The 26,148-nt window shown below is 65.7% G+C and carries 23 protein-coding genes; 7 read left to right on the forward strand and 16 right to left on the reverse strand.

Annotated features, from left to right (window positions below; all coding sequences use genetic code 11):
• Positions 1-38: 38 nt before the first annotated feature.
• From QW881_RS19150 to QW881_RS19185, 8 genes are all read right to left on the reverse strand, one after another.
• Positions 39-1,085, reverse strand: a complete 1,047-nt coding sequence (locus QW881_RS19150) for an ABC transporter permease (protein WP_315758059.1) — start codon at positions 1,083-1,085, stop codon at positions 39-41.
• Positions 1,082-2,599, reverse strand: coding sequence for a sugar ABC transporter ATP-binding protein (locus QW881_RS19155; protein WP_315758060.1), 1,518 nt, complete (start codon positions 2,597-2,599; stop codon positions 1,082-1,084). Before QW881_RS19155 ends, QW881_RS19150 begins: the two co-directional genes overlap by 4 nt.
• A gap of 67 nt (positions 2,600-2,666) precedes the next feature.
• Entirely contained in the window at positions 2,667-3,728 is a 1,062-nt protein-coding gene (gene torT / locus QW881_RS19160) for a TMAO reductase system periplasmic protein TorT (RefSeq protein WP_315758061.1), read from the reverse strand.
• Positions 3,729-3,789: 61 nt separating this feature from the next.
• The gene (locus tag QW881_RS19165) at positions 3,790-4,761 is read right to left on the reverse strand and encodes a biotin-dependent carboxyltransferase family protein (protein ID WP_315758062.1); all 972 of its coding nucleotides are present in this window, start codon (positions 4,759-4,761) and stop codon (positions 3,790-3,792) included.
• A complete protein-coding gene (locus QW881_RS19170) occupies positions 4,758-5,627 on the reverse strand; it encodes an allophanate hydrolase subunit 1 (RefSeq protein WP_315758063.1) in 870 nt (289 codons plus the stop codon). The genes QW881_RS19165 and QW881_RS19170 overlap by 4 nt, the downstream gene beginning before the upstream one ends.
• Positions 5,627-7,009 carry an acetyl-CoA carboxylase biotin carboxylase subunit gene (locus QW881_RS19175; RefSeq protein ID WP_315758064.1) on the reverse strand — a complete coding sequence of 461 codons (1,383 nt, stop codon included), beginning with the start codon at positions 7,007-7,009 and terminating at the stop codon, positions 5,627-5,629. The genes QW881_RS19170 and QW881_RS19175 overlap by 1 nt, the downstream gene beginning before the upstream one ends.
• A complete protein-coding gene (locus QW881_RS19180) occupies positions 7,006-7,245 on the reverse strand; it encodes an acetyl-CoA carboxylase (RefSeq protein WP_315758065.1) in 240 nt (79 codons plus the stop codon). The genes QW881_RS19175 and QW881_RS19180 overlap by 4 nt, the downstream gene beginning before the upstream one ends.
• Before the next feature lie 18 nt (positions 7,246-7,263).
• Positions 7,264-8,058 carry a 5-oxoprolinase subunit PxpA gene (locus tag QW881_RS19185; protein ID WP_315758066.1) on the reverse strand — a complete coding sequence of 265 codons (795 nt, stop codon included), beginning with the start codon at positions 8,056-8,058 and terminating at the stop codon, positions 7,264-7,266.
• Between the two features lie 284 nt (positions 8,059-8,342).
• Here QW881_RS19185 and QW881_RS19190 point away from each other — a divergent pair, with 284 nt between their 5' ends.
• Both QW881_RS19190 and QW881_RS19195 read left to right on the forward strand, forming a co-directional pair.
• On the forward strand, positions 8,343-9,248 hold the full coding sequence (locus QW881_RS19190) for a LysR family transcriptional regulator (protein ID WP_315758067.1): 906 nt from the start codon (positions 8,343-8,345) through the stop codon (positions 9,246-9,248).
• 254 nt (positions 9,249-9,502) lie between these two features.
• Positions 9,503-10,699 (forward strand): amidohydrolase family protein, encoded by a 1,197-nt coding sequence (locus tag QW881_RS19195; RefSeq protein WP_315740910.1) that lies wholly within the window; start codon positions 9,503-9,505, stop codon positions 10,697-10,699.
• A 147-nt stretch (positions 10,700-10,846) separates the two neighbouring features.
• Here QW881_RS19195 and QW881_RS19200 read toward each other — a convergent pair whose 3' ends face one another.
• From QW881_RS19200 to QW881_RS19235, 8 genes are all read right to left on the reverse strand, one after another.
• A complete protein-coding gene (locus QW881_RS19200; protein WP_315740911.1) occupies positions 10,847-11,362 on the reverse strand; it encodes a MarR family winged helix-turn-helix transcriptional regulator in 516 nt (171 codons plus the stop codon).
• A gap of 13 nt (positions 11,363-11,375) precedes the next feature.
• Entirely contained in the window at positions 11,376-12,080 is a 705-nt protein-coding gene (locus QW881_RS19205; RefSeq protein ID WP_315740912.1) for an ABC transporter ATP-binding protein, read from the reverse strand.
• The gene (locus QW881_RS19210) at positions 12,077-12,868 is read right to left on the reverse strand and encodes an ABC transporter ATP-binding protein (protein ID WP_315758068.1); all 792 of its coding nucleotides are present in this window, start codon (positions 12,866-12,868) and stop codon (positions 12,077-12,079) included. The genes QW881_RS19205 and QW881_RS19210 overlap by 4 nt, the downstream gene beginning before the upstream one ends.
• Positions 12,865-14,751 carry an ABC transporter permease gene (locus tag QW881_RS19215; protein WP_315758069.1) on the reverse strand — a complete coding sequence of 629 codons (1,887 nt, stop codon included), beginning with the start codon at positions 14,749-14,751 and terminating at the stop codon, positions 12,865-12,867. The genes QW881_RS19210 and QW881_RS19215 overlap by 4 nt, the downstream gene beginning before the upstream one ends.
• A 183-nt stretch (positions 14,752-14,934) precedes the next feature.
• Positions 14,935-16,137, reverse strand: a complete 1,203-nt coding sequence (locus tag QW881_RS19220) for an ABC transporter substrate-binding protein (protein WP_315758070.1) — start codon at positions 16,135-16,137, stop codon at positions 14,935-14,937.
• 26 nt (positions 16,138-16,163) lie between these two features.
• Positions 16,164-16,748: an amino acid synthesis family protein gene (locus QW881_RS19225; RefSeq protein WP_315715503.1), complete on the reverse strand. Its 585-nt coding sequence runs from the start codon at positions 16,746-16,748 to the stop codon at positions 16,164-16,166.
• 39 nt (positions 16,749-16,787) lie between these two features.
• The gene (locus tag QW881_RS19230; protein WP_315758071.1) at positions 16,788-17,675 is read right to left on the reverse strand and encodes a UPF0280 family protein; all 888 of its coding nucleotides are present in this window, start codon (positions 17,673-17,675) and stop codon (positions 16,788-16,790) included.
• Positions 17,672-19,123 (reverse strand): 6-hydroxynicotinate reductase, encoded by a 1,452-nt coding sequence (locus tag QW881_RS19235; protein ID WP_315758072.1) that lies wholly within the window; start codon positions 19,121-19,123, stop codon positions 17,672-17,674. The genes QW881_RS19230 and QW881_RS19235 overlap by 4 nt, the downstream gene beginning before the upstream one ends.
• 285 nt (positions 19,124-19,408) lie before the next feature.
• On the opposite strand from QW881_RS19235, the gene QW881_RS19240 reads away from it, so the two are divergent.
• The 5 genes from QW881_RS19240 to QW881_RS19260 all read left to right on the forward strand — a co-directional run bounded on the left by QW881_RS19240 (position 19,409) and on the right by QW881_RS19260 (position 26,134).
• Positions 19,409-19,891, forward strand: coding sequence for a (2Fe-2S)-binding protein (locus tag QW881_RS19240; RefSeq protein ID WP_315758073.1), 483 nt, complete (start codon positions 19,409-19,411; stop codon positions 19,889-19,891).
• The gene (locus QW881_RS19245; protein WP_409999022.1) at positions 19,891-23,436 is read left to right on the forward strand and encodes a molybdopterin cofactor-binding domain-containing protein; all 3,546 of its coding nucleotides are present in this window, start codon (positions 19,891-19,893) and stop codon (positions 23,434-23,436) included. The genes QW881_RS19240 and QW881_RS19245 overlap by 1 nt, the downstream gene beginning before the upstream one ends.
• Before the next feature lie 153 nt (positions 23,437-23,589).
• Positions 23,590-24,372, forward strand: coding sequence for an IclR family transcriptional regulator (locus QW881_RS19250; RefSeq protein WP_315740919.1), 783 nt, complete (start codon positions 23,590-23,592; stop codon positions 24,370-24,372).
• The gene (locus tag QW881_RS19255; protein ID WP_315758074.1) at positions 24,372-25,247 is read left to right on the forward strand and encodes an ABC transporter permease; all 876 of its coding nucleotides are present in this window, start codon (positions 24,372-24,374) and stop codon (positions 25,245-25,247) included. Before QW881_RS19250 ends, QW881_RS19255 begins: the two co-directional genes overlap by 1 nt.
• An 8-nt stretch (positions 25,248-25,255) precedes the next feature.
• Complete coding sequence (locus QW881_RS19260) at positions 25,256-26,134, forward strand: ABC transporter permease (RefSeq protein ID WP_315758075.1); 879 nt, start codon at positions 25,256-25,258, stop codon at positions 26,132-26,134.
• Positions 26,135-26,148 lie beyond the last annotated feature (14 nt).

Below are 26,148 nucleotides of genomic sequence, written 5' to 3' on the forward strand. Positions count from 1 at the left end.
GATGCCGGATTGCGGCAGCAACGTCCAGGGGCCACCGATCAATGCTCGCCTACCAGAAGCCGATAGCGGAACTGATCGAGGATGACCGCCAGCACCAGCAGCGAGCCGAGCAGCACCATCTGCATGTAGGAGCCGATCTGCGCGATGTTCATGCCGTTCTGCAAGAGCACGATGAAGAAGCCACCGAGCACGACATTCTCGACCCGGCCGATGCCGCCATGGAGCGAGACGCCGGCGATGACGCAGGCCGCGATCGATTCGAGTGCGATGGTGCCGCCGAGATTGGTCTCGCCGGAGCCGACCCGGGCGGTCAGCAGCAGACCCGCGACCGAGGCGAGCAGCGCGCACAGCGCATAGGCGATGAACAGCACTTTGGTGGTGTTGACGCCCGAGAGCCTGGCCGCCTTGACGTTGCCGCCGACAGCCTGGATGTGCTTGCCGAGCCGGGTGCGGTTCATCACCAGCCAGATCGTGATGGCTGCGACCACTGCGACCAGCACTGGCACTGGAATGTCGAACACACGGCCGAAGCCGAGGATATCGCCAAACTCGTAAGGCACGCCGGAGACCGGCACGCCGCCGGTCAGGAACAGCGCGATGCCGGCGCCGACGGATTGCACGCCGAGCGTCATGATGAAGGGCGAGACGCCGAACACGGCGACGCCGAGTCCGTTGATGCTGCCGATGATGAGCGCCGCCGCCAAACCGGCGCAGCAGCCGAGCACGATGACGAGCCACAGCATGTCCGGCGGCAAGGCGTGCGAGAGCGCGACCATCGCAATCGCCGAAACCACAGAGGTCAGCGCAATCGCCGTCCCGACGGAGAGGTCGAAGCCGCCGGTGACAAGCGCCAGCATCTGCCCCAGCGACACCAAGATCAGATACACCGACTGCCGCGCGACATTGGTGAGGTTCTGCAGCGCCAAAAACTCCTTTGACACCAGGGAGAACGCGATCAGGGTGGCGAGCAGGAAGAACGGCAGCACGCCGACGCGCAGGAACACCGCGCGCAGGCCCGCGAGCAGCGCATTGGCGCGGCGTGGCGCTGTGGTGTCCTCGGCGATTGTCGTGGTTGGCATGCTCACGCCGAGCCCTCCGTTTCAGCAAAGAAATGTTTCAAGACGTTCTCTTCGGTGACAGCGCCGCCGGACAGCTCGGCCGCGATGCGGCCCTTGGCGAACACCAGCAGCCGATGCGACAGGTTCATCACCTCGGGCAGGTCCGAGGAGATCACGACCACGGCCTTGCCGGCCTCGGCGATGTCCTTGATCAACTGGTACAGTGCCATGCGCGTGCCCATGTCGACGCCGACCGTCGGCTCGTCGAAGATGTAGACGTCGCGGCTATCAGCAAAACCCTTGCCGAACAGCACCTTCTGCTGATTGCCGCCGGACAGCTTCGACACCGCACGATCCATCGCGACCTTGGCAATGCCGACCTTGTCGCCGATCGCATCCGTCAGCGTACGGCTGCGCCCTGGCCGCACGAAGCCGAGGAGACCGGCGACATCGGCGCGATCGAGCAGGCTGAGCTCGATGTTGTCGCGGGCCCTGGCGGTCATCTGCAGCCCCTCGCTCTTGCGGTCGGAGGGCAGGAAGAACACGCCGTCCTTGAGCAGTGCGCGCGTCGCCGCACCGGTGACGTCGCGGCCCTTCAGCATGACCTTGCCGGCCTGCAGCGGCTGCAGCCCGATTGCCGCGCGCCAGATCCGCGACTTGCCGCTGCCGACGAGGCCAGCGCAGCCGAGCACCTCGCCGGCGCGAACCTCAAGATCAGCACCATGGACGCCGGCGGTTCGGATGCCCTCCAGCGTCATGGCGACCGGGCCATCGGCGCGATGCGCGATCTTCGGATAGACCTGATCGACGGCGCGGCCCGTCATCAGCTCGATCAGCTCGCGCTCGGAGGTACCGCGCGCCGGCACGGTGGCGATCAGACGGCCGTCGCGCAGGATCGAGATGCGGTCGGCGATCTCTTGGAATTCCTGGATCCGGTGCGAGATGTAGATGATGCCGACGCCCGACGCCGCGGCCTTGGCGATGAAGCCGAACAGGCGCTCGGTCTCGCGCTCGGTCAGCGAGGCCGTCGGCTCGTCCAGGATCAGCACGCGCGCATTGGAGAGAAACGCTTTCGCGATCTCCACCATCTGCTGCTGCGCCCGCGACAGGCTGGACACCGGCCGCGTGACGTCGATGTCGAAATCGAGCTCGGCAAACAGTTTGCGCGCGCCGGCGAGCATGGCGCGGCGATCGGTGAGCGGGCCGCGCATCAGCTCGCGGCCGAGATAGAGATTCTCGAACACCGGCAGGGTCGGCACCAAGGAGAATTCCTGGAACACGGTGCCGATGCCGGCCTTGGCCGCATCATGCACCGAATGAAAGCTGACCTCGTTGCCATCGATGCTGATCGAGCCGGCGGTCGGCCGGAACACGCCGGAGAGAATCGAGATCAAGGTCGACTTTCCGGCGCCGTTCTCGCCGAACAGCACATGCACCTCGCCGCGCTCGACCTTGAGATGGATGCCGCTGAGCGCCTTGACGCCGGGAAACTCCTTCGAGATCCCGGTCATCTCGACCAGCGGTGCAGCCACACTGCTCATCAACTGCCCCCTGCGATGCGGCCCTGCCCCGTCAGGGAACAAAGGCAGAGCCGCACATTTCCCCCGCTCAGTTGAAGACGGGCTTGAAGCCGTCGGGGGGAAGGATGTTCGCCTGCGGCACGGTGGCGACGTTCGCGGAGTCGACCACGAAGATCTTCGGACCGACGTGCTTCACGTAGTCCTTGCCTTCGAGGATGCGCACGGCCTGGTCGACCGCGATGCGGCCCTGGACCACCATGGAGTCCGCAGGCGCCGCCATGATCAGGCCGCGCTTAATGCCCTCATAGACGCCGGGGGTCATGTAGAAGGCGAGCAGATCGACCTTGCCTTTCAGGCCGCGCTCGCGGATCAGGCCCTGCGCCGCCTCGGCGGTCACGGCCGTGCCGGCGACGTAGCGAATGTTGGGCGCGGTCTGCAGCGCGTCCTCGACCAGCTTGGCCTGCACCTCCTTGCCGGTGTCGCCATATTTCGGCTCCAGCACCTTGATCGCCGAGCCCTTCACCGCGTCCATGAAGCCCTTGTTGGCGGCCTCGACCCAGCCGGCCCCGGCCGGACCCGGGAACCAGCCGACCACGACCTCGGGCGTGCCGGCCGGATGCTTCTTGGCGAGATAGCTGCCGGTCTCGGCACCCATCGTGTAGAACGACACCAGCGACTTCGCCGAGACCTCCGGCGAGGAGATGCCGTTGACGAGGTCGATCACCGGGATCTTCTTCTTGGCGATCTCGCCGATCACTTTGCTCAGACCGTCGGCCGAGATCGCGCCGATGATGACCGCATCGGTGCCGCTCGCAACGCAATCCTCGATCTGCGAGATCTGCTTGTTGAGCTCGGTGTAGCCGCCGGCTTCGACCAGGTTCATCTTGACGCCGAGGCGCTTGCTCTCCTCCGCCACGCCGTAGTCGACGCCGAGCCAGTAGGCGTCCTTCATGTGCGGGAACGAGACGCACAGCTTCCACGGCTTGGAGGCCTTCTCTAGCGGCACGTACTTCACATCGGACGACTTGCCGTCAGCCGCGAACGGCGGATCGATCTTGGCCGCATCGTAAGGATACCAGTCGGCGGCATGGGCGCCGGCCGATAGCACCAGCGCCGAGGACGCCAAGAGAACACGAACCAAACTCTTCATTGAACTACCCCTTTGTCATGTCAGTCGTGGAAACCCGGCACACGCCTGCCCGCTCGCGCGGTCAGGCCAATGCCGCCCGGATCTTCTGCAGAAGAGCTTTGCGATCGGCGCGCGCGGCCAGCGCGCCCTCCATGTCGATCTCGACGAAGCGCGTCGGCATGTTTGGCTGCAACTGGCCGATCAGGTCCATGTCGGCCGAGATCACCGTGCCGACCATGAAGTAGCCGCCGCCGGAGACGGCGTCGCGATGCAGGATGATCGGCTCCTTGCCGCCGGGCACCTGGATCGAGCCGTAGGGATAGCAGCTGTCGACGATGTTGGACGGATCGGAGCCGGCCCCGAACGGCTGCTCGCGCTCGACGAATCGCAGCGCCTGGCCGCCGCGGAAGCGATAGCCCATACGATCGGCTTCCGGCGCGACCTTCCACTGGTCGGCGAAGAAGCTTTGCTGCGATTCCGGCAGAATACGGTGCCAGTACAGGCCGGGAAGGACGCGCAGTTCGGCCGGGTGGCCGGGCTTGCGGCGCAGCGCCTCCGGAACGTTGACGCCAGTCTTGCCGCTGGGGGCGACACCGACCGGCAGTTCGTCACCGGCCGCGATGGCACGGCCCTTGAGGCCGCCGAGGGCGCCGATCGGATAGGTCGAGCGGCTGCCGAGCGCCAGCGGCACGTCGATGCCGCCCGCCACCGCGATGATGATGCGCGCGCCGCTCTTCAAGTAGTCGAAGCTGAGCACCTGCCCGCCCCTCACATCGAGCGCGGTCCAGCCGGGCTGCTCGACGCCGTCGAGCTTGATCGGCATCTCCGCGCCGGTCACCGCAATGCGCGCGGGCGCAGTGAACTCCAATTGCGGGCCGATGAACACGGCCTCAAGGCACGCCGCGCCCTCGTCATTGCCGACCAGCATGTTGGCCGCGCGCAGCGCGAGGCGATCCATGGCGCCGCCGACGGGAATGCCGAGATGAAAGTAGCCGGGGCGGCCGAGATCCTGCACCGTGGTCGACAGGCCCGGATGAAGCACCTTGATGGTCATGCCAGCGCTCCTTCCAGCTTGGCGTTGTAGCCGGTTATGTCCTTCTGGAAGTCGCGGAAGTCGAAGGTGACGTCGCGGATCAAGGGTGCGAAGCGGCCAGACGCGACATCGCCCAGCGCGTGGTCGTAGGCGTCCTGCTTGATCGGCTTGAACTTGACGATGTCGCCGGGCCGGAAGAACACCATGAAGTCGCGCAGGTAGGAGATGCTCTGCTCGGGATCGAAGATCGGCATCGGCGTGATGCCGAACATCTGGTAGCCGCCAGCGCCGCGCACCGAATAGATGCAGGAGAAACAGCCGCCATGACCGATCGTCAGCTTCGGCGTGTCGGTGCGCGGCCTCAAGTATTTCGGCACCTGGAGCTGCTTCGCTCGCTCGACCATCTGGTACATGAACGGTAGTCCGGCGACGAAGCCGACCATCGAGACGAACCAGGGTGAGCCGCTATGCGCCCCGATGAAAGCATCGACATCGGCGAGGCCGTTGACGCGGGCGGCATATTCGAGGTCGGTCGCGGTCGGGTCCTGGTGCCGCTCGCGGAAGCGCATCAGGGTCTCGTGCGTCCACGGGTCCTGATAGAAAACCGGGATCTCGATGATGCGGGTCTTGATCACCGGCTCGGTCTTGTCAGCCGCGCTCTCGATGCCCTGCACCTCCTTCAGGATGTCGTTCGGCTTGATCAGGTCGGGATCGAACTTGATCTGGAACGAGGCGTTGGCCGGGCAGATCTCCGTGACGCCCTTGATGGCGGCGTCGCGGATCGCATTGGTCATCGACAGGCTCTTGAAGAAAGCGTCGAGCGACATCGCCTCGTCGCATTCGACGAAGAGATGCTCGTCACCCCCGAACGAGTAACGGTTCGTCATCAGGCGTCCTCCCTGGCGCGGGCAAGCTGCGCGAAATCGGTCTCAAGCCATGGCTCGAGGAAGCGGGTGTGGGTGCGGCCGCCAGTGACGCTGGTATCGCGCGCGAGCGCCGCATGCAGCGGAATGGTGGTAGGGATGCCGGTGATCACGAGGCCGTCGAGCGCGGTGCGTAGACGCGCCAGGCAGTCGGCGCGATCCGCGCCGCGTACGATCAGCTTGCCGAGCAGCGAGTCGTAGAATGGCGGCACCGCGTAGCCTTCGAACAGCAGCGTGTCGAAGCGGATGCCCTCACCGTCCGGCACTACGAGCGTTCCGATCGTGCCCGGCGCGGGCATGAAGCCCTTGTAGGGATCCTCGGCATTGATCCGGCATTCGATAGCGTGGCACTGGATGCGGATGTCGTCCTGTGTGACCGAGAGCTTCGCGCCGCCGGAGATCTTCAACATCTCCTGCACGAGATCGAGGCCGGTGATCATCTCGGTGACGGGATGCTCGACCTGGATGCGGGTGTTGACCTCGATGAAGTAGAACTCGCTGGTCGCGTCATCGTAGAGATATTCGACCGTGCCGGCGCCGCGGTAGCCGACGGCGCGACCGAGCGCGACAGCACTGGCGCAGAGTCGCTGGCGGACCTCGTCCGGAAGTCCGACCGCAGGCGCCTCCTCCCAGACCTTCTGCCGTCGCCGCTGTAGCGAGCATTCACGCTCGAAGCAGTGTACGACGTTGTCTCCGTCGCCGAGAATCTGCACCTCGACATGGCGGGCGCGCGCGATGACTTTCTCGATGTACAACCCGCCGTCACCGAACGCTGCCGCCGCCTCGCTCGATGCCTGCGGAAACTTCCGCGTGAACTCGTCGGCATCGCCCACGATGCGGATGCCGCGCCCGCCGCCACCGGCTGCGGCCTTGATCATTACAGGGAAGCCGATCCGCTCCGCTATGGCGATGGCCTCGTCGAGATCGGTGACGCGACCATCAGAGCCCGGCACCGTCGGCACGCCTGCGACCGCCGCGACCTGGCGCGCCATCACCTTGTCGCCGAGCAGCCGGATCGCTTCCGCGCTCGGGCCGACGAATACGATGCCGGCTGCCGTCACGGCTTCCGCGAACTCCGCATTCTCGGCGAGAAAGCCGTAGCCGGGATGGACAGCGTCGACCTTGGCCGACTTGGCCGCATTCACCACGGCCGCGATGTTGAGATAGGACTTCTTGGCCGCAGGCGGTCCGATATCGACGGTCTCGTCGGCGAGCTGCGCGGCGAGCGAGTCCTTGTCCGCGACGCTGTGCGCGAGCACGGTGCGCAAGCCGAGCGCCTTCGCCGCGCGGATGATCCGCACCGCAATCTCACCCCGGTTGGCGATCAGGACCGAGCGCAGGGTCATGCCTCGACCTCGGCGATCACCTGCCCGGCCATCACGGCATCGGCGTCGTCGATCACGAAGCGGATGCCCTTGCCGGAGACGCCGGCCTTGACCTCGTGGAACGACTTCATCACCTCGACGAGGCCGATCACGTCGTCGGCTGTGACGGTATCACCGTCATTCTTGAACGGGGCGCTCTCCGGCGAGGGCTTGCGGTAGAATACGCCAGGCAGCGGGGACTTGATCTCAGTGCTCATCTCAATGCTCTCGGGCCACTATTCGCTTTGCGGTTTCTGGGGAACGATGTCGGAGACGGGCGCGATGCGGATGCCGTTCGCGATCAGCGTCTGGCGCATCGCGCTGGCGATCTCGAACGCACCCGGCGTATCGGAGTGGAAGCAGATCGACTCGAAGGCGATGTCGATGTCGTCGCCATCGATCGTACGGACCTTGCCGGTCTGACAGGCGCGCAGCACCTTGTCGGCGACACCCTGCGGATCGAGCTTCTTGCCGTGGCGCGTGAACACGATCGAGCCGGAGCGGTCGTAGTCGCGGTCCGCATAGAACTCGCGAATGACCGGCTGCCCGGCCTCGACGGCGACGCGATAGGTCACCGAGACATCCATGCAGAACACGAAGGAGTTCGGCGCCACAGTGCGCATCAGCTTGATGAAGGAGCGCGACAGCTGCTCGTTGCCGGCGAGCTCCATGTAGAGCGCGCCGTGCGGCTTGACGTGCTGCAGCGTGCCGCCGTGGCGGCGGGCAAACTCGCGGATCGCACCGACCTGATAGACGATGTCGTTGATCAGCTCGTCGGCCGACCCGTCGATGCGGCGGCGGCCAAAGCCCTGGAGGTCGCGATAGCCGGGATGGGCCCCAATGCCGACGCCGTGCTGGGTGGCGAGCCGGACCGTCGTGTCCATCAGGTTGGGGTCTCCGGCGTGGAAGCCGGCGGCGATGTTCGCCGAGCTGATCAGCTCCATCAGCTTGGCGTCCTCGGCGTCGCTCAGCCGCCAGGAGCCGAACGCTTCGCCCAGATCGCAATTGATATCGACAGTCTTGACCGGCACGGATGCTCCCCTCACCTGGCGCCGTCCCATCGCGACCGACGGCGGGGCGGCGGAACTGGACGTTAGGGGGACAAACTCCCATTGAAAATTATTATTGTTCGAAACTCATTTTCTATTTTTTCGATTGCCTACTGAACACGCCTTGTGCGCAGCATCGAGCCAAATGATTGAAATTATTTCGACAATTATTCCGTCCGTTTGCGGTGCAACGTGCACAAAGAATATTCGATTTTCCTTTTTAGATGATATATGCCGTCATGCTTAGATTTTTTAATGGAGTTTACGTGGCCATCAGCCTACGCCAGATCCGCTATTTCGTGGCTACCGCCGAGCAGGGACAGATCACCCAGGCCGCCTCGGCGCTGTCGATCTCGCAATCGGCGATTACGACATCCATCAAGGAGCTCGAGGAAACCGTCGGAGCCGAGCTGTTCAGCCGCTCGCCGCAGGGCATGGAGCTGACGCCGATCGGGCGCCAATTCCTGTTTCACGCCTACGACATCCTCAACAAGGTCGAGGAAGCGACATCGCTGCGCGTCCCGGCCGGCGACGTCGAGGGCAGCCTCACCCTGGCCGCGACCTACACCGTCATCGGCTACTTCCTCCCCAATCATCTCGAGCGGCTGAAGCGCCATTACCCGCGCCTCAACATTCAGCTGTTCGAGCTGACGCGCGAGGCGATCGAGGAAGGGCTGCTGTCGAACCGCTACGACATCGCGGTGCTGCTGACGTCGAACGTGCAGAATCCGGACCTCACGATGGAGACGCTGATCGGCTCGCGGCGGCGGCTGTGGGTGCCGTCGAGACATCGCCTGTTGCAGCAGGAAGCCGTCTCGCTGAAGGACGTCGCGGCCGAGCCCTACATCATGTTGACGGTCGACGAGGCCGCGCACACCTCGCTGAAATACTGGAGCAAGACTGCCTTCCAGCCTAACGTCGTGCTGCGGACCTCCTCGGTCGAAGCCGTGCGCTCGATGGTCGCGAACGGTCAAGGCGTCGCGATCCTCTCGGATATGGTGCTGCGGCCGTGGTCGCTGGAAGGTCGGCGGATTGAGACCATCGTGCTGAGCGATCCAGTCCCGGCGATGGACGTCGGCCTCGCCTGGCGTCGGAACATCGAGTTCACGCCCGCGATGGAAACGTTCCGATCCTATTTCCGCCAGGCGTTCTACATCCCGACTCTGCGGTAGAGGCAGCGGTTGAACCGTCTGCAGGCTGGCTCGACTGCGTCACAACCACCGTCATTCCGGGTTCAAGGCCTTGCCCCGAAATGACGGTGGTTGTGACGCAGTCGAACTAGGCAGCCCGCGCCGAATCTTCGTGCAAGCCCGCCGCTTGCCGGTGCATATCATTCGTGTACGAATGACCAAACCCGGCTTGATGCTGCGCCGCGTGCAGGCGCAAACTGCCGCAAAATGCTTCGCCAGGAGAGAAGGATATCCCGATGGCCCATGACGCGCCGCAAGCGACCGGTCCCAGCAAGCTGGTCATCCGCAACATCGGCCTGATGCTGTCCGGCGCGCTGGAACGGCCCATCCTGGATGCCGACACCATCGTCGCCGAGAACGGCAAGATCACGGGAATCGGCCGCTTCAAGGACGTCGACACCGAAGGCGCGACTACGATCGTCGACGCCCATGGCACAACGGTCGCACCAGGCCTGATCGACAGCCACGTCCATCCCGTCGCCGGCGACTGGACGCCGCGGCAGAACCAGACCAACTGGATCGACTCCTATCTGCATGGCGGCGTCACTACGATGATCTCCGCCGGCGAGGTGCACATGCCCGGCCGTCCGCGCGACGTCGTCGGCCTGAAGGCGATGGCGATCTTCGCGCAGCGCGCGTTCTGGACGCTGCGGCCCGGCGGCGTGAAGGTGCATGCCGGCGCGCCCGTGATCGAATGCGAGATGGTCGAGGACGACTTCAAGGAGCTTGCCGCGGCCGGCGTCAAGCTGCTCGGCGAGGTCGGCCTCGGCGGCGTCAAGGACGGCCCGACCGCGCGCAAGATGGTCGGCTGGGCGCGAAAATACGGCATCCAGAGCACCATCCATACCGGCGGTCCGTCGATCCCCGGCTCCGGCCTGATCGACAAGGACGTGGTGCTGGAGGCCGGCACCGACGTCATCGGGCACATCAATGGCGGCCACACCGCCCTGCCCGACGACCAGATCCGCTGCATCTGCGAGGGCTGCAAGGCCGGGCTCGAGCTAGTGCACAACGGCAATGAGCGCTCGGCGCTGTTCACCCTGCGCACCGCGCGCGAGATGAACGAGCTCAACCGCGTCATCCTCGGCACCGACGCGCCGGCCGGCTCCGGCGTGCAGCCGCTCGGCATCCTGCGCATGGTGTCGCTGCTGTCCTCGCTCGGCGACGTGCCGGCCGAGATCGCGTTCTGCTTCGCCACCGGCAACACCGCGCGGATGCGCGAGCTCGACTGCGGCCTGATCGAAATCGGCCGCTCCGCCGATTTCGTCATCATGGACAAGGCGCAGCACTCGCCGGCCAAGACGCTGCTCGACAGCGTCCAGCTCGGCGACCTCCCGGGCATCGGCATGACCATCATCGACGGCATCGTCCGCACCCAGCGCAGCCGCAACACGCCGCCGGCGACGAAGATCCCGGAGATCGTGGCGAAGTAATATCGTCGTAGAGCGGCATACACAGTCATTCCGGGGCGCCCAAAGGGCGAACCCGGAATCCCGAGATTGGCCTGCGCTGTTCTTTCCCTCAGCTCGGGATTCCGGGTTCGTCGCTTCGCGACGCCCCGGAATGACGTGGAGGAAGGGCTACCGCAGCCTGTTCAACAACCCCAGCAGCGTCTCGCGTTCCTTCGCATCCAGCGGCGCCAGCGTTTCCTTGGAGATGGCGAGCGCCAGCGGCGCGGTCTTCTCCGCGAGCTGCTGGCCGGCGCGGGTCAGGCTGACTAACAGCCTGCGACCATCCTGCGGGTCCGGGCTGGTTTCAGTGAGACCGCGCGCCGTCAGCCGATCGATCACGCCCTTGATGGTCGCGACATCCATCGCCGTGAACCGTCCGAGCTGGTTCTGCGAGCACGGTCCGGTCTCGACCAGCTTCGACAGCGCCGCCCATTGCGTCGGCGTCAGGTTGCTGCCGATATCGCGCGCGAAGATCATGGTGTGGCGCTGCCACACCTGCCGCAGGATGAAGCCGATCTGGTCGTCCAGCACATAGGCCGTGCGGGCTGGCTTTGGCGCAGCCTTCGCGGCTTGCTTGGCCTGTGGCTTCGGCGTCGTCTTGGTCGCCGCTTTTGTCGATCGCTTCAGCGGGGCGCTCTTGGCCATATCTTTCCTCGCCTCAGATCGACAGATGCGCGTCGCGGATGTCGGGCCGCGCGTCGAGCTCGGCCATGGTGCCGGAGAAGCAGATGCGACCGCGCTCGATGATGTAGGCGCGGTCAGAGATCAGCTTCGCGAAATGCAGGTTCTGCTCGGAGACGACCAGCGAGACGCCTTCCTTCTTCATGGTCAGGATCGCATCGACCATCTGCTCCACGATCTTCGGCGACAGGCCTTCCGAGGGCTCATCGAGCAGGACCAGCGACGGATTCCCCATCAGGGTCCGAGCAATGGTCAGCATCTGCTGCTCACCACCGCTCATGCGGCCGCCCGGGCGGCTCTTCATCTCGCCGAGATTTGGAAACAGCTGATACAACTTCTCGCGGGTCCATTGCGGGGCATTGGGCCGCGGCTTCTGGCGCCCGACCTCGAGATTCTCCTCCACCGTCAGTTCGGTGAAGATTCTGCGCTCTTCCGGAACATAGCCGAGGCCGGCGCGGACGATCTCATGGGTCGGCGCGGACGAGATGTCCTTGCCCTCGAACATGATCTGGCCCTCGCGCAGCTCGACCAGGCCGACGATCGAGCGGAAGGTCGTCGACTTGCCGGCGCCGTTGCGCCCGAGCAGTGCCACCACCTCGCCCTCGCCGACCTCAAGGCCGATGTCGAACAGGATATGCGCAGGACCGTAGTGGCTGTTGAGATTGGCGACGGACAGCTTCATGCTGGAGCTCCCTCGCGATGATCGGCATCATACAGCAGGCCTTCGCCGAGATAGATCGCCTGCACCTCGCGATTGGCCCGCACCTCGGCTGGCGATCCCTCGGCAATGAGGCTGCCGCGATTGAGCACGAGAATGCGGTCCGCATGCTCGAACACCACGTCCATGTCGTGCTCCGTAAAAAGGACGCCGATCGACTGCTCACGCGCGATTCCGGCGGTCAGCCGCATCAGCTCGACGCGCTCGCGCGGCGCCATGCCGGCAGTCGGCTCGTCCATGAGCAGCAGCTTCGGCTGGTTGGCGAGCGCGATCGCGAGCTCCAGCCGCTTGAGGTCGCCATAGGCGAGCTCGCCGCAGGGACGCTCGGCATAGCCGGCCATGCCGACGAGATCGAGCAGGCGATCTGCTTCGTCCCGCGCGATGCCAAGCATCGGGCTCCAGAAATCGAACAGGCGGCGATGATGCGAGACCAGCGCGACCTGGATGTTCTCACGCACCGTCATGGTCGGATAGGTCGCGGTAATCTGGAAGGTGCGGCCGACTCCGAGCCGCCAGACCTCGCGCGGCTTTCGCCCCGTGGTCTCCTGCCCCATCACGGTGATGCGGCCGCTGTCCGGCACGTTCTGGCCGTTGAGCATGTCGAAGCAGGTGCTCTTGCCGGCGCCGTTCGGACCGATCAGCGCGAGGATCTCGCCGGCCTGCAGCGTGAACGACACGTTGCGGACGGCGTGAATGCCGCCATAGGATTTCGACAGGCCTTCGACGGAGAGCAGCGACACGCCGAGACTCATTGTGCGCCCTCCATCTTGGCCGACAGCGAAGCCCCCTTGGGGGCCGCTGCGCGGCGCCGATGCATGACGGTTTCAACCACGCCCACGATGCCTTTCGGGAACACCACCACGATCAGCACGATGAAGATGCCGAGCACGAGCTTCGACCAGTCGGTCTGGCTGACCAGCCAGATGTTGAGCGCCTTGTAGACGATGGCGCCGAAGATCGCGCCGGGCACCGTCTCCACGCCGCCCAGCAGCACCATGACCAGGGCATCGACCGACAGCGAGATGCCCATGTTGTCCGGAAAGACGCTGCCCTTGAGATAGGCGAACAGCGCACCGCCGAGGCCGGCCGTCGTGCCGGCGATGATGAACGCCGTCCACTGGATGCGCTTGCCGTTGATGCCGATCGACTCGCTGCGCAGCGGAGAGTCCCGCATTCCGCGCAAGGCGTAGCCGAACGGCGAGAAGGTGATCAGGCGCAGCACGCTGACGACGAACGCGGAGACGCCGAGCGCGAGCCAGTAGAAGTGCGACGGCGACGCGGCCCATTTCTCCGGCCAGAGCCCGAGAATGCCGTTGTCACCGCCGGTGACCGCGACCCATTGGAACGCGATCGACCACACGATTTGCGCAAAGGCCAAGGTAAGCATCGCGAAATACACGCCCGAAAGCTGGACGGCGAAGGCGCCGAACACGGCCGCACCAAGCGCGCCGAGCAGCGGCCCCAGCAAGAGGCAGGCGATCATCGGCAGCCCCGCCATCTTCGCGAGGAAGGCGACGCCGTAAGCGCCGAGGCCGAAATAGGCGGCGTGACCGAACGAGGCGAGCCCGCCGACCGCCATCAGGAAATGCAGCGACGCCGCGAAGATCACGAAGATCGCGATCTCGGCGCCGACGGTCAGCGCGTAGTTGCCGGCGATGAAAGGCAGCATCGCTGCCAGCGCCAGCGCGACGAGAGACGCCAGCCGCTCCACCGAGGTCAGCGGACGCCAGGGAATGACGGTGAGACCGGGTGTGCGCCGCGCCGGCGCCTCCTTCTTGCCGAACAGGCCCCAAGGCCGCACGACCAGCACGACGGCCATCACCAGGAACACGAGGATCAGCGAGATCGTGGGGAAGATGAGAATGCCGAAGGCATTGAGCTCCGACACCAGAACCGCGGCAACGAAGGCGCCGAGGATGCTGCCGAGGCCGCCGATCACGACGACCACGAACACCTCGACGATGATGCGCAGATCCATCGCGTGATGGACCGCGTCACGCGGGATCTGCAGCGCGCCGCCGAGCGCGGCGAGGAAGACGCCGACGGCAAACACCGAGGTGAACAGCCACTTCTGATTGACGCCGAGCGCCGCCACCATGTCACGGTCCTGCGTCGCCGCGCGCACCAGGATGCCCCAGCGGGTACGCTGGAACAGCAACCAGAGCACACCGAGCACGATCGGACCGAGCGCGATCAGGAACAGGTCGTAGCTCGGGATGTTCTGACCGAAGAAATCGACCGCACCTTTCAATCCCGGCGCGCGGCGGCCGACCAGATCATCCGGTCCCCAGATCAGCACCACGAGATCTTCGACCATCAGGGTCAAGCCGAAGGTCGCGAGCAACTGGAACAGCTCCGGCGCGTGATAGATCCGGCGCAGCAGCACGATCTCGACGAGCACGCCGATGGCCGCGACCGCGAGCGCCGCCACGACGATGCCTCCCCAGAAGCCGAGCGGACCGGACAGCCGCTCGGTGAGCGAGAAGGCCACATAAGCGCCCAGCATGTAGAACGCGCCATGGGCGAAATTCACGATGCGGGTGACGCCGAAGATGATCGACAGTCCCGACGCCACCAGAAACAGCGAGGCTGCACTGGCAAGGCCGGTCAGGAACTGGACGAAGTAGAAGGCCATGGGCGGTCCGCGTGAGGAGATCGTCGAATCGATGAGCCGCATTTGCGCTCGGGCGCTCCTTCAGAGAGCTGACGAGCAAGCGTGGGGTGAGGGATCTCGGCCCGAACCTGTAGATCAGGCGTCGTATTCCCTCACCCCGCCCGCTCTCCCCCTGCGGGAGAGGGAGAAGCAGGATCGTGTGGATCAGTCCTTCGGCCGGAGCTTGCCGACTTCCGCGTCACCAGGCAGATAGTCCGAGCCTTTGCGGTAGACAGCGTCGACCATGATGCCCTTGCCGTCCTTCAGCGCGGTCTTGCCGACGTAAGCGCCGAGCGTCGACTGGTGGTCGATCTTACGGAACGTGATTTCACCGAAGGGCGACGGCACGGACAGTCCCTCGGCCGCGGCGATCAGCTTGTCGGTATCGGCCGAGCCGGCCTTGGCGAGAATGGCGGCTGCCGACTTGATGGTCTGGTAGCCGACGATCGAGCCGAGCCGCGGATAGTCGTTGTACTTGGCCTGATACGCCTTCAGGAACGCGTCGTGCTCGGGCGTCTTGATCGAGTACCAGGGATAGCCGGTGACGATCCAGCCCTCGGGCGTCTCCTCCTTGAGCGGATCGAGATATTCCGGCTCGCCGGTCAGGAAGCTGACGACCTTGCGGTCCTTGAACAGGCCGCGGGTGTTGCCTTCGCGGACCAGCTTCACGAGATCGGCGCCGAAGGTGACGTTGAGGATCGCCTCCGGATTGGCGGCCGCGACGGCCTGCACCACCGGACCGGCGTCGATCTTGCCCTGCGGCGGCCACTGCTCGTCCACCCACTGGATGTCGGGGCGCTTCTCCGACAAGAGCTTCTTGAACACCGCGACGGCCGACTGGCCGTATTCGTAGTTCGGCGCGATCGTGGCCCAGCGCTTGGCGGGAAGCTTGGCGGCCTCCTCCACCAGCATCGCCGCCTGCATGTAGTTCGACGGACGCAGGCGGAAGGTGTATTTGTTGCCCTTCGCCCAGGTGATGGCGTCGGTCAGCGGCTCGGCCGCCAGGAAGAACACCTTCTTCTGGTTGGCGAAGTCGCTGACGGCGAGGCCAATGTTCGACAGGAACGTACCGGCGAGCATCGCGACGTTCTCGCTCGACACCAGTTCGTTGGCTGCGGTCTGCGCATCGGCCGGCTTGCCGCTGTCGTCCTTGGAGACGACGACGAGCTTCTTGCCGTTGATGCCGCCGGCTGCATTGACCTCCTCGACCGCGAGCTGCCAGCCCTTGCGATAAGGTTCGGTGAAGGCCGGCAGCAGCGAATAGCTGTTGATCTCGCCGATCTTGATCACGTCCTCGGCGCGCGCCGCGCCCGTCAGTCCCGCGACGGCAAGGCCCAGGCCTGCCGCAAGCATCGTTCTCCGTCGCATCCCTTCAGCCTCCATGTTGAGTCGAATTACCGTAGACCGTCCTCGCCCTTGATCTCGGCGACCGTGAGCCCGCCGACGCGCGGCAGCGGACGGCCGCTGTCGGTGACCGCGAGCGCGACCATGATCTCATTGGCGCGTGGCGCGTCGTTGATCTGCACCTCCATGCCGTCGAAATGACTGCGCACGAAGGCCGCATCTTTGTGGCCGAGCGGAATGTCGAGCGTGCAGCCGACGCCGCCGCGCTTCTTCGACGAGGGGATCAGCGCCGCGCCCTTGCCGAGCACCTTGCGCACCGGCGCCCCCATCTTTGGATGCAGGATCGCGGCCGCATGCTCCAGCTCGCCGTCGCTGCCGACGGCGGCCGCCTTGCCGTAGCTGTGCGCGGCCGGTCCTTCAATGCCGAGCGCGGCCACGGCGCGCTTGGCCAGCATCTCGCCCAGCTCCTCGCCGATCGCAATCAGAGGCGACAGGTCCTCGACATAGCGGCCGGCAAACGGATTCTCGATCACCGCCACTGCCGCAGCCCGCCGCGTCGGCGGCGAGACGGACCGGCCCATCTCCTGATGGACTTCCTCGACCACGGTCACGATCTTCCTGATGACGGCGCTCATCGATGATCCTTCGTGTTCCTGCACATCATGCATCAAACCTCACGCCGCCGCCGCCCGCAACTGCGGCCGACGAACGATCTCGACCGCGCGCGGACCGACAACGCGAATGTTGCCGCGGAGCTGCAGAACAGCGCCTTCGATCAGACCGGCCGACAGCAGCGACTGCCCACGATGCTCGCCCGCGGCCAGCGCTTCGGCAACCTCGGCATCACGGAGCTCTCCGACCTCGCATGTGACGAGACGGTCACCGAGATCGCTCTCCGGTTGCAGCTCGCACGCAGGTCGGCGAAGCACGGCCGGATGACCCGGAAGGTCGACCGCGTTGCCGATCACCGTCGCAGCCGCATCGGCCTGCGCCGCGCTACGCGCGAGCACCGTCACCGCATCGGCAATGCCCAGCGAGAAGCTGCGACCGTGGCGGCCCGATGTGGCGACACCGCCGATCGCGTCGGCAGCACGAAGCGTCATCCTCCGCATCACGCCCGCGCCGTCGGGACGGTCCATCAGCCCGACGCTGAACGTGGCGGCATCCCGCAGATGGAGTGCGATGTCACCGCCATTGTTGACATAAGCCCGCGTCAGCTTCGCCGCGCCGCGCATCGCGCCGAGAATCTCCTCGGCGACACTACCCGCGACAGCCGCCATCGGCGTGATGAACATCTCGCGCGCAAACGGCACCACGGCGGCATGCATCCGCTGCGCGACGACGCCCTTCAACGGGCAGCGATCCTGATCGGCCCCTCTGCGCAGCACGGACAGTTCCGCACACAGCTCGTCGAGCAGCCCCGTGAAACGCTCGGCCGCCGCACGATAGGCCGCACCAATATCGCCATCGGCCGCATCTGCGCCGATGATCAGATCGATCGGGCCGTCCTGCAGATGCAGCCGCCGGTCGGGCAACAAGGCGATCTGTGGCCGCCGGCTCATGCGCCCGGCCTCGGCCACGGCAATTGGCGAATGTCCTTGCTGACATCCTTCAGCGAAGCGAGCGGCTGGACGTAGTCCATGTGCCCGCCGAGCGCCGCATAATCCGATAGCCTCAGCGTGAACTCGATCGGCGCGACGATCGCAGGCGTCGGCACATAGCCGAAGGCGCTGGCCGGCATCTGGGTCACGTCGACCATATAGGTGATGCCGCCGCCCGGCCAGACATAGACCGGCGCACCGCCGCTCGTCACCCGCGTCAGCGTATCCTTGACCGAGCGCGTCAGCCGCACCGGATTGTCGGTGACGCCAGCGCGCAGCGAGCCGCCGGCACCGGCCATGAACAGCACGGTGCACAGCGCCGGCTCGCAGTTCTCCTGGATGCGCTCGACCGAGAACTGCAGCTCCGGCGGCACCTCGCGCTGCACCGGCCTGAGCGTCTCGTCGAGCACGTAGTATCCGGCATGCTCGCCCGTCGTGGACACCATCAGCAGCGTCGTTCCCGGCTTCGCCGTCTTCGGATCGAACGGCCCGAGAATCGACAGCGGATCGGAGATGTCGGTGCCGCCCCAGCCGGTTCCGGGCTGCGCCACCTGGAAGTAGCGACCCGGCGTCGAGCGCCGCCCCTTCATCTTGATGCCTGTCGCGGGAATGTCGAGCAGCTTGCCGGCCTGGTGCTCCGACAGAACGCCGGTGATGTGATCATCGACCACGACGACCTCGTCGACCTTGCCCTGCCATTGCTTGGCGAACATGCCGATCGTCGCCGAGCCGCAGCCGACGCGCATGCGCTCTTCCTTGACGCCGTTGACGATCGGGGGCTGCCCCGCCTGCACGATCACGCTGGAGCCCCCGTCGACCACGAGTTCCACGGCTTTGCGGTTGCTGAGGTCCATCAGCGCGTCACAGGTGACACGCCCCTCCTTCTTGGAGCCGCCGGTGAGATGATGCACGCCGCCGAGCGACAGCATCTGCGAGCCGTATTCGCTGGTCGTGACGTGACCGACCGCCTCGCCGTCGACGCGCACCGTCGCCGCTTCCGGTCCGAGATAGCGGTCGGTGTCGATCTTCACCTTGACACCGCAATAGCTGAAGATGCCCTCGGTCACGACCGTGACCATGTCGACGCCATCGACCACCGACGACACGATGAACGGCGCCGGCTTGTAGTCCGGATAGGTGGTGCCGGCGCCGATCGCGGTAACGAACAGCTCGGGCTGATGCACGATCTTGCCGTCCCAGTCGCCGCTCGCCTGGAACGGCACCAGCTTGCCGCCATGCGACACCGTGCGCTCCAGCAGGATATGCGGATCGACGCGCACCAGCACACCGTCCTGATTGGCATAACGGTCGCAGGCACCTGCCGCGCCCGGCTTGATGTAGCACATCACCGGACAGGCATCGCAGCGGATCTTGTCCGCGGCACCGTCGCTCGCCGTTTCGGTCACCATGCAGAGAAGCCTATCTTGAAGCGGAGCTGGCGGCAAACGTCCACACGCCGCGGCAATTCGTTCGTACACGAATGATGTCGCGCGCCTCCGCCGACTGTCAAGCGCCACCGCGAACGAAAAGCACGATTGCCGGATAAACGATCAGTTTGCCCTGCACAATGACGACAAATCGTGCATACGCTGCAGCGCAAAACGTGGCACTTGCATGTTAGTACACAAACGATACGCTCGGAGCGATCGCCATCGCATCCTCGTTAACGATAGCATAGCGGACGACAGAAGGGCATGACGCCAGCAATGATTCGGCTGACCGTGAACGGACGGGCGCACGACGTCGCCGCCGCGCCCGGCACGCCCCTGCTTCATGTGCTGCGCAACGACCTCGCCCTGAACGGTCCGAAATACGGCTGCGGCCTGGGTGAATGCGGCGCCTGCACCGTGCTGATCGACGGCCGCGCCGCCCGCTCCTGCGTCATTCCGGTGGAAGGCTGCATCGGCCGCGATGTCACCACGCTGGAAGGGCTGGGCTCGCGCGAGGCGCCCGATCCGGTGCAACAGGCCTTCATCGCCGAGCAGGCTGCGCAATGCGGCTATTGTCTCAACGGCATGATCATGACGACCAAGGCACTGCTGGCGATCAAGCCCAATCCGTCACGCGACGAGATCAAGCAGGCGCTGCGCTACAATCTCTGCCGCTGCGGCGCCCATGTCGAGATCCTCCGCGCGGCGATGCGGGCGGCCGGCCACACGCTCGAGGCGCTGGACTGATGAACGATCGCCTCACCAAGGACGAAGACATGCCTCGCGGCTGGCTGGTCGTCGAGCGTCCCATGGCCGGCAACAATGGCCGGTTCGAAACCTTCATCCGGATCACGGCGGCAGGCGAGGTCTCGGCCTTCAACGGCCATGTCGATCTCGGCACCGGCATCCGCACCGCGCTGGGACAGATCGTTGCAGAAGAGCTCGACGTCTCCTTCGCCCGCGTCGTGGTCGTGCTCGGTGACACCGCGGTCGTGCCGAACCAGGGCGCGACCATCGCCAGCGAGACAATTCAGATCACCGCCGCACCCCTGCGCAAGGCGGCGGCGCAGGCGCGCGCCTTCCTCTTGGCGCGAGCGGCCACGCAGCTCGGCCTCGACGTTCAGGATTTGACGGTCGAGGACGGGCTGATCCGCGGGCCCAACAACCGCGTCCTCAGCTATGGCGAACTGATCGGCGATGAGACGATCAGCCTCGCGCTCGCCGACGATATCATCGTCAAGTCGGTGAACGACTATCAGGTCGTCGGCCGCTCGGTGCCGCGCGTCGATCTGCCGGCGAAGGCGACCGGCGAGCTCACCTACGTACATGACGTGCGTGTGCCCGGCATGCTGCACGGCCGCGTCGTGCGCCCACCCTATGCCGGCGTCGATGCCGGACCGTTCATCGGCACCAGCCTGCTTGACGTCGACAGAGACTCGGTGCGCGGTGTCCCGGGCCTGATCGACGTCGTCGTCATCGGCGACTTCATCGGCGTCGTCGCCGAGCGCGAGGAGAACGCGATCCTGGCCGCCGAGCGCCTCGAGGTGAATTGGAAGCCGGTACCGGCCTTGCGCGATCTCGACGATGTCGAGAACGCGCTGCGGGCCAATCCGTCCGAGCCGCGACGGTTGCTCGACAAGGGCAATGTCGATGACGCCATCGCCGACGCCGCCAAGCCGATGCGGCGGACTTATCTCTGGCCTTATCAGATGCACGGCTCGATCGGTCCGTCCTGCGCTGTCGCCGACTATCGCGACGGGCAGATCCGCATTTATTCCGGCACGCAGAATCCACACATCCTGCGCGGCGATCTCGCCAGGCTGATCGAGTGTCCAGAGGATCACATCGAGCTGGTCCGGCTGGAGGCCGCCGGCTGCTATGGCCGCAACTGCGCCGACGATGTCACGGCCGATGCGCTGCTGCTGTCGCGTGCGGTCGGCCGCCCGGTGCGCGTGCAGCTGACGCGCGAGCAGGAGCATCTGTGGGAGCCCAAAGGCACCGCGCAGCTGATGGACGTCAATGGCGGCCTCAATGCCGACGGTTCGGTTGCGGCCTATGAATTCGCCACGCGCTATCCCTCGAACGGCGCGCCGACGCTGGCCTTGCTGCTCACCGGCCGCATCGCGCCGGAGCCCGCCGTGTTCGAGATGGGCGACCGCACCGCGATTCCGCCTTATGATTACGACCATATGCGCATCACAGCGCATGACATGCCGCCGATCGTGCGCGCCTCCTGGATCCGCGGCGTCTCGGCGCTGCCCAATACCTTCGCGCACGAGTCCTATATCGACGAGCTCGCTGCGGAGGCCGGCGTCGACCCGATCGAATACCGGCTGCGCTATCTGAAAGACGAGCGCGCGCGTGATCTCGTGAACGCCGTGGCCGAACGCGCCGGCTGGACGCCGCGCCCCGTGCGGGAAAATAAGACGCCCGAGAACGGCGTCGTCCATGGCCGCGGCTTCGCCTACGCGCTCTACGTCCACAGCAAGTTTCCCGGCTACGGCGCGGCATGGTCGGCCTGGATCGCCGATGTCGCCGTGAATACGACGACCGGCGATGTCAGCGTCACGCGGGTGATCGCAGGCCAGGACTCCGGCCTGATGATCAATCCGGACGGGGTACGCCACCAGATCGAAGGCAACGTCATCCAATCCACCAGCCGGGCGCTGATGGAGGAGATTCCCTTCACGCGCGGCAAGGTCGCGGCGCGGGAATGGGGCGCCTATCCGATCATCACCTTCCCCGACGTGCCTGAGATCGACGTGCTGATGCTGCCGCGACCGGATCAGCCGCCGCTCGGCGTCGGCGAGTCCGCGTCCGTGCCGAGCGCCGCCGCGATCGCCAATGCGATCTACGACGCCACTGGCGTCCGCTTCCGCGAGCCGCCATTCACGCCGGAGCGCATCCTGAAAGGACTGCGCGGCGAGCAGGTCGACCCTGCGAAGCCACAGTCTCTTCCTGCACCCGAAAGGCCCACGGCGACATGGCTCAAGCCGTTCGCGAAACGCGGCGGCCTCATCGCCAGCGCCGTCGCGGCCTGCGCCGCGGCCATCAGCGTCGCGGCAGCCGTGCTGCCCTGGCGCGCCATCGCGCCGATCACCCGCCCCGATCCCTCGGTCTATTCCGCTGCGACGATCGCGCGCGGGGAGGCGCTCGCGGCGCTCGGCAATTGCGCGGTCTGCCACACCTCGGACGGCGGCCTGATCAATGCCGGCGGCCGTGCGCTGGAGACGCCGTTCGGCACGCTGTTCAGCACCAACATCACGCCCGACGTCGAGACCGGGATCGGCGCCTGGTCCTATCCCGCCTTCGAGCGCGCGATGCGCGAGGGCGTGCATCGCGACGGCCGGCAGCTCTATCCGGCGTTCCCCTACACGCATTTCGCACGAACCGATGATGCCGACCTGCAGGCGCTGTACGCCTACCTGATGGCACAGGCACCGGTCCGACAGCAGGCGCCGGACAACGCGCTGCGCTTCCCGTTCAACCTGCGGCCGCTGGTCGCCGGGTGGAATGCACTGTTTCACGACACGCAGCCGTTCAGGCGTGATCCAACACGATCCGAGCAGTGGAATCGCGGCTTCTATCTCGTCGAAAGCCTCGGCCATTGCAGCGCCTGTCACTCGCCGCGCAACGCGCTCGGCGCCGAGCAACGCAACGCATATCTCGCTGGCGGCTTCGCCGAGGGCTGGGAAGCCCCAGCGCTGACCTCGCTCTCGAGCGCCCCGATCCCGTGGACCGAGGACGAGCTCTACACCTATCTCCGCTCCGGTCAGTCGCGCTTCCATGGCGTGGCCGCCGGTCCGATGGCACCGATCGTCAAGGATCTCGCGACGCTGCCCGATGCCGACATTCGGGCCATGGCGATCTATCTCGCCTCGTTCCAGACGCCCTCGCCCGCGGCAGCGAAGCTGGAGGCGATGGCCGCGGAGTTGGAAGCGCGCACCAAGGTGACCTCGACGCCGTCTCCGGCGGCACGGCTCTATCTCGGCGCCTGCGCGGTCTGTCACGAGGTCGGCGGCCTGCCATTGTTCGGCAGCCGGCCTTCGCTGGCGCTGAACAGCAACCTGCACAGCGCCACACCCGACAATCTGATCCAGGTGATCCTGCACGGGATCATGAAGCCGGCCTCGTCCGACCTCGGCTACATGCCGGCGTTCAAGGAGCATCTCAGCGACGTCCAGCTCGCCGAACTCGTCGCTTATCTCCGTCAGCAATTTGCCCCGGACAAGCCGGCCTGGACGGGCGTCGACGCCGCCATCGGTCGCATCAGGTCCGCCGTGGCGCAGTGAGGCCGAGCATGCTCCTTCAGCGCCCGGCGCCCCGACCACCACCCTGACGCGCATTCGGGCACCTCCTTGCCAGTAATTTCGCCTTGCGGCAGTCGCCCTGCCGCTTCTAGAATTTGGGACTATGTTCCAAAAAATGGAACAAACGGTATCATCATGAGCGCCCTGACCAACGCCATCGACATCCTGCGCTGCTTTTCGACCGCGCGACCCGACCTCTCCTTTGCCGACGTCCAGGTCCTGACTGGCAAGCCGAAGAGCTCGACCTCACGCCTGCTCCGCTCGCTGCGCGATTGCGGCCTGCTCGAGCAGGACCCACATAGCCGACGCTACCGCCCGGGCCTGCTGACCTTCGAGCTCGGGCGGCTTCACCGGGCCCATGACGACCTGATCGCCACCGCCGAGGGCGAACTGCGCGATGTCTGCGCGCGCACTGGCCACACCGGCTACATCGCCGTGCTCGACGGCTATCAGCAGGTGGTGCTGCGGATCGTGCCCGGCTCCAATCCGCTGCGCGTCGTCAACCCGCCCGGCCAGCGCACGCCGGCAATCATCACCTCGAACGGCCGCGCCATGCTGGCGCGTCTGTCAGACCAGGAGATCCGGGCGCGCGTGCCGCTCGACTACCCGAAGGTCCCAGCCAACTCGCCGCAGAACTTCACCGAGCTGATGGCGCGGCTGAACGAGATCCGCCGGACCGGCATCTCGGACGCCGCCGACGAGGCCATCGAGGGCGTCGGCTCGCAGGGCTTTGCGCTGGCGAGCGGCGAGAGCGGCGAGCTGATCGGCATCGCCGTCTCCTATTCGGTGCAGGCGACCACCGAGATCGAGCGCGCCAACGTCCGCCGCGAGCTCGGCGCGATGGCCGCCAAGCTGCGGCGCATGACCGGCGATCCGCTCGGCCAGACCATCGAGCAACTGGCCGGACTGGCCTCCTGATGACGAGCAGCAGCGCGCCGCGCGTCAACAGCATGGCGCTGTTGATCCTGCCGAGCGCGTTGCTGTTCGCGCTGTTCTTCTTCCTGCCGATCGGATTGATGGCGCTGATGAGCGTCCTGACCGGCAACCCCGTGGTCATGCCGAACGTCGCCCTCACCGCCAAACACTATGCCCGCATGGGCGATGACGGCTACTATCTCGAGGTGATCTGGACCACGATCCGGATCGGCCTCTGGACGACTCTGGCCGCGCTCGTGATCGGCTACCCGCTCGCGCATTGGATGGCGCGGATCAAGAGCCGCACCGGCCATGCACTGCTGCTGATGGCCGTGCTGGCGCCGATGCTGACCGGCATCGTGGTGCGCACCTTCGCCTGGATGACGCTGCTGTCCGACAAGGGTGTCATCAACCAGATCCTGACCGCGCTCGGGCTGATCACCAGGCCGTTGCAGCTGATGTACAATGAGACCGGCATCATCATCGGCCTCGTCCACATCTATGTGCCTTTCATGGTGCTGACGCTGACTGGCGTGATCGGCCGCATCGACGAACGGCTGGAGCAGGCGGCGGAGAATCTCGGCGCCAGCCCGTGGCGCGCTTTTCTCGAAATCACCCTGCCGCTCAGCCTGCCCGGCATCCTCGCCGGTTCGCTGCTCGTCTTCGCGCTCGCGATCAGCGCCTACGTCACGCCGATCCTGCTCGGCGGCTTCCAGATCATGACCCTGCCGATCCTGATCTACCAGCAGATCTCCGCGAACTTCAACGTCGGATTCGCGGCTGCGCTCGGCATGGTGCTGCTCATCATTTCGCTCTCGCTCGTTGTCGCGTATAATCACGTGCTCGGCCTCGTTTCGGGCCAACGCGAGCTGCAATGAGGGCCAATATGACGAGCCTTGCTCCAGGATCGCGGCCGCCGCTTGCTGCGCCGATCGATCTGGCGGCCACACCTGCCCCTCGCAGCAAGACGCGGCCGCTCCGGTGGGGTCGCAGGCTCTATCTCACCGCCAATACCGGCATCCTCGCCTTCCTGCTGGCGCCGATCGCGATCGTGATCGTGTTCGCGCTGAACCCCACGCCTTTCATCCAGTTTCCGCCAGTCGGCGTCTCCTTGCGCTGGTTCGAGAAGTTCTTCGCCTCGCGCGACTTCATGCACGCGCTGCTCTTCAGCATCGAAGTTGCGGCCATGACCACGGTCGCGGCCACCGTGCTCGGCGCGTCGGCCGCGCTGGCGATCGCCCGCGGCAACCTGCCAGGCTCTCGGCTGATCGTGGCGACCATGCTGTCGCCGCTGATGCTGCCCGCGATCCTGACCGGTCTTGCATTGTTCCAGTCCTACGTGCTGCTCGATGTCGGGCGTCCCTTGTGGGGCCTCGTCGCGGGCCATACGCTGGTGACGATTCCCTACGTCGTGCGCACCACACTCGCGGTGTTGCATAATTTCGATGTCAGGCTGGAGGAAGCCGCGCAAAATCTCGGCGCCAGCCCCACCCGGGCCTTCTTCGAGATCACTCTGCCGCTGGTGAAGCCCGGCGTTCTGGCAGGCGCGATCTTTGCTTTCATCGTCTCGTTCGACCAGTTTCCGGTGTCGCTGTTCCTGGTCGCGCCGGGTAGCGAGACCTTGCCGATCACGCTGTTCAACTATCTGAAGTTCGATCTCGACGGCACCATCGGCGCGGCCTCGGTGGTCTCGATCCTGCTCGCCTTCATCGTCGTCATCGCGCTCGACCGCACCGTAGGTCTTCGCTCCTACGTCAAACTCTAAGGGAGATCCCGGAC

The sequence above is a fragment of the Bradyrhizobium sp. SZCCHNS3016 genome, from assembly GCF_032484535.1.
In the GTDB taxonomy this organism is placed as follows: domain Bacteria; phylum Pseudomonadota; class Alphaproteobacteria; order Rhizobiales; family Xanthobacteraceae; genus Bradyrhizobium.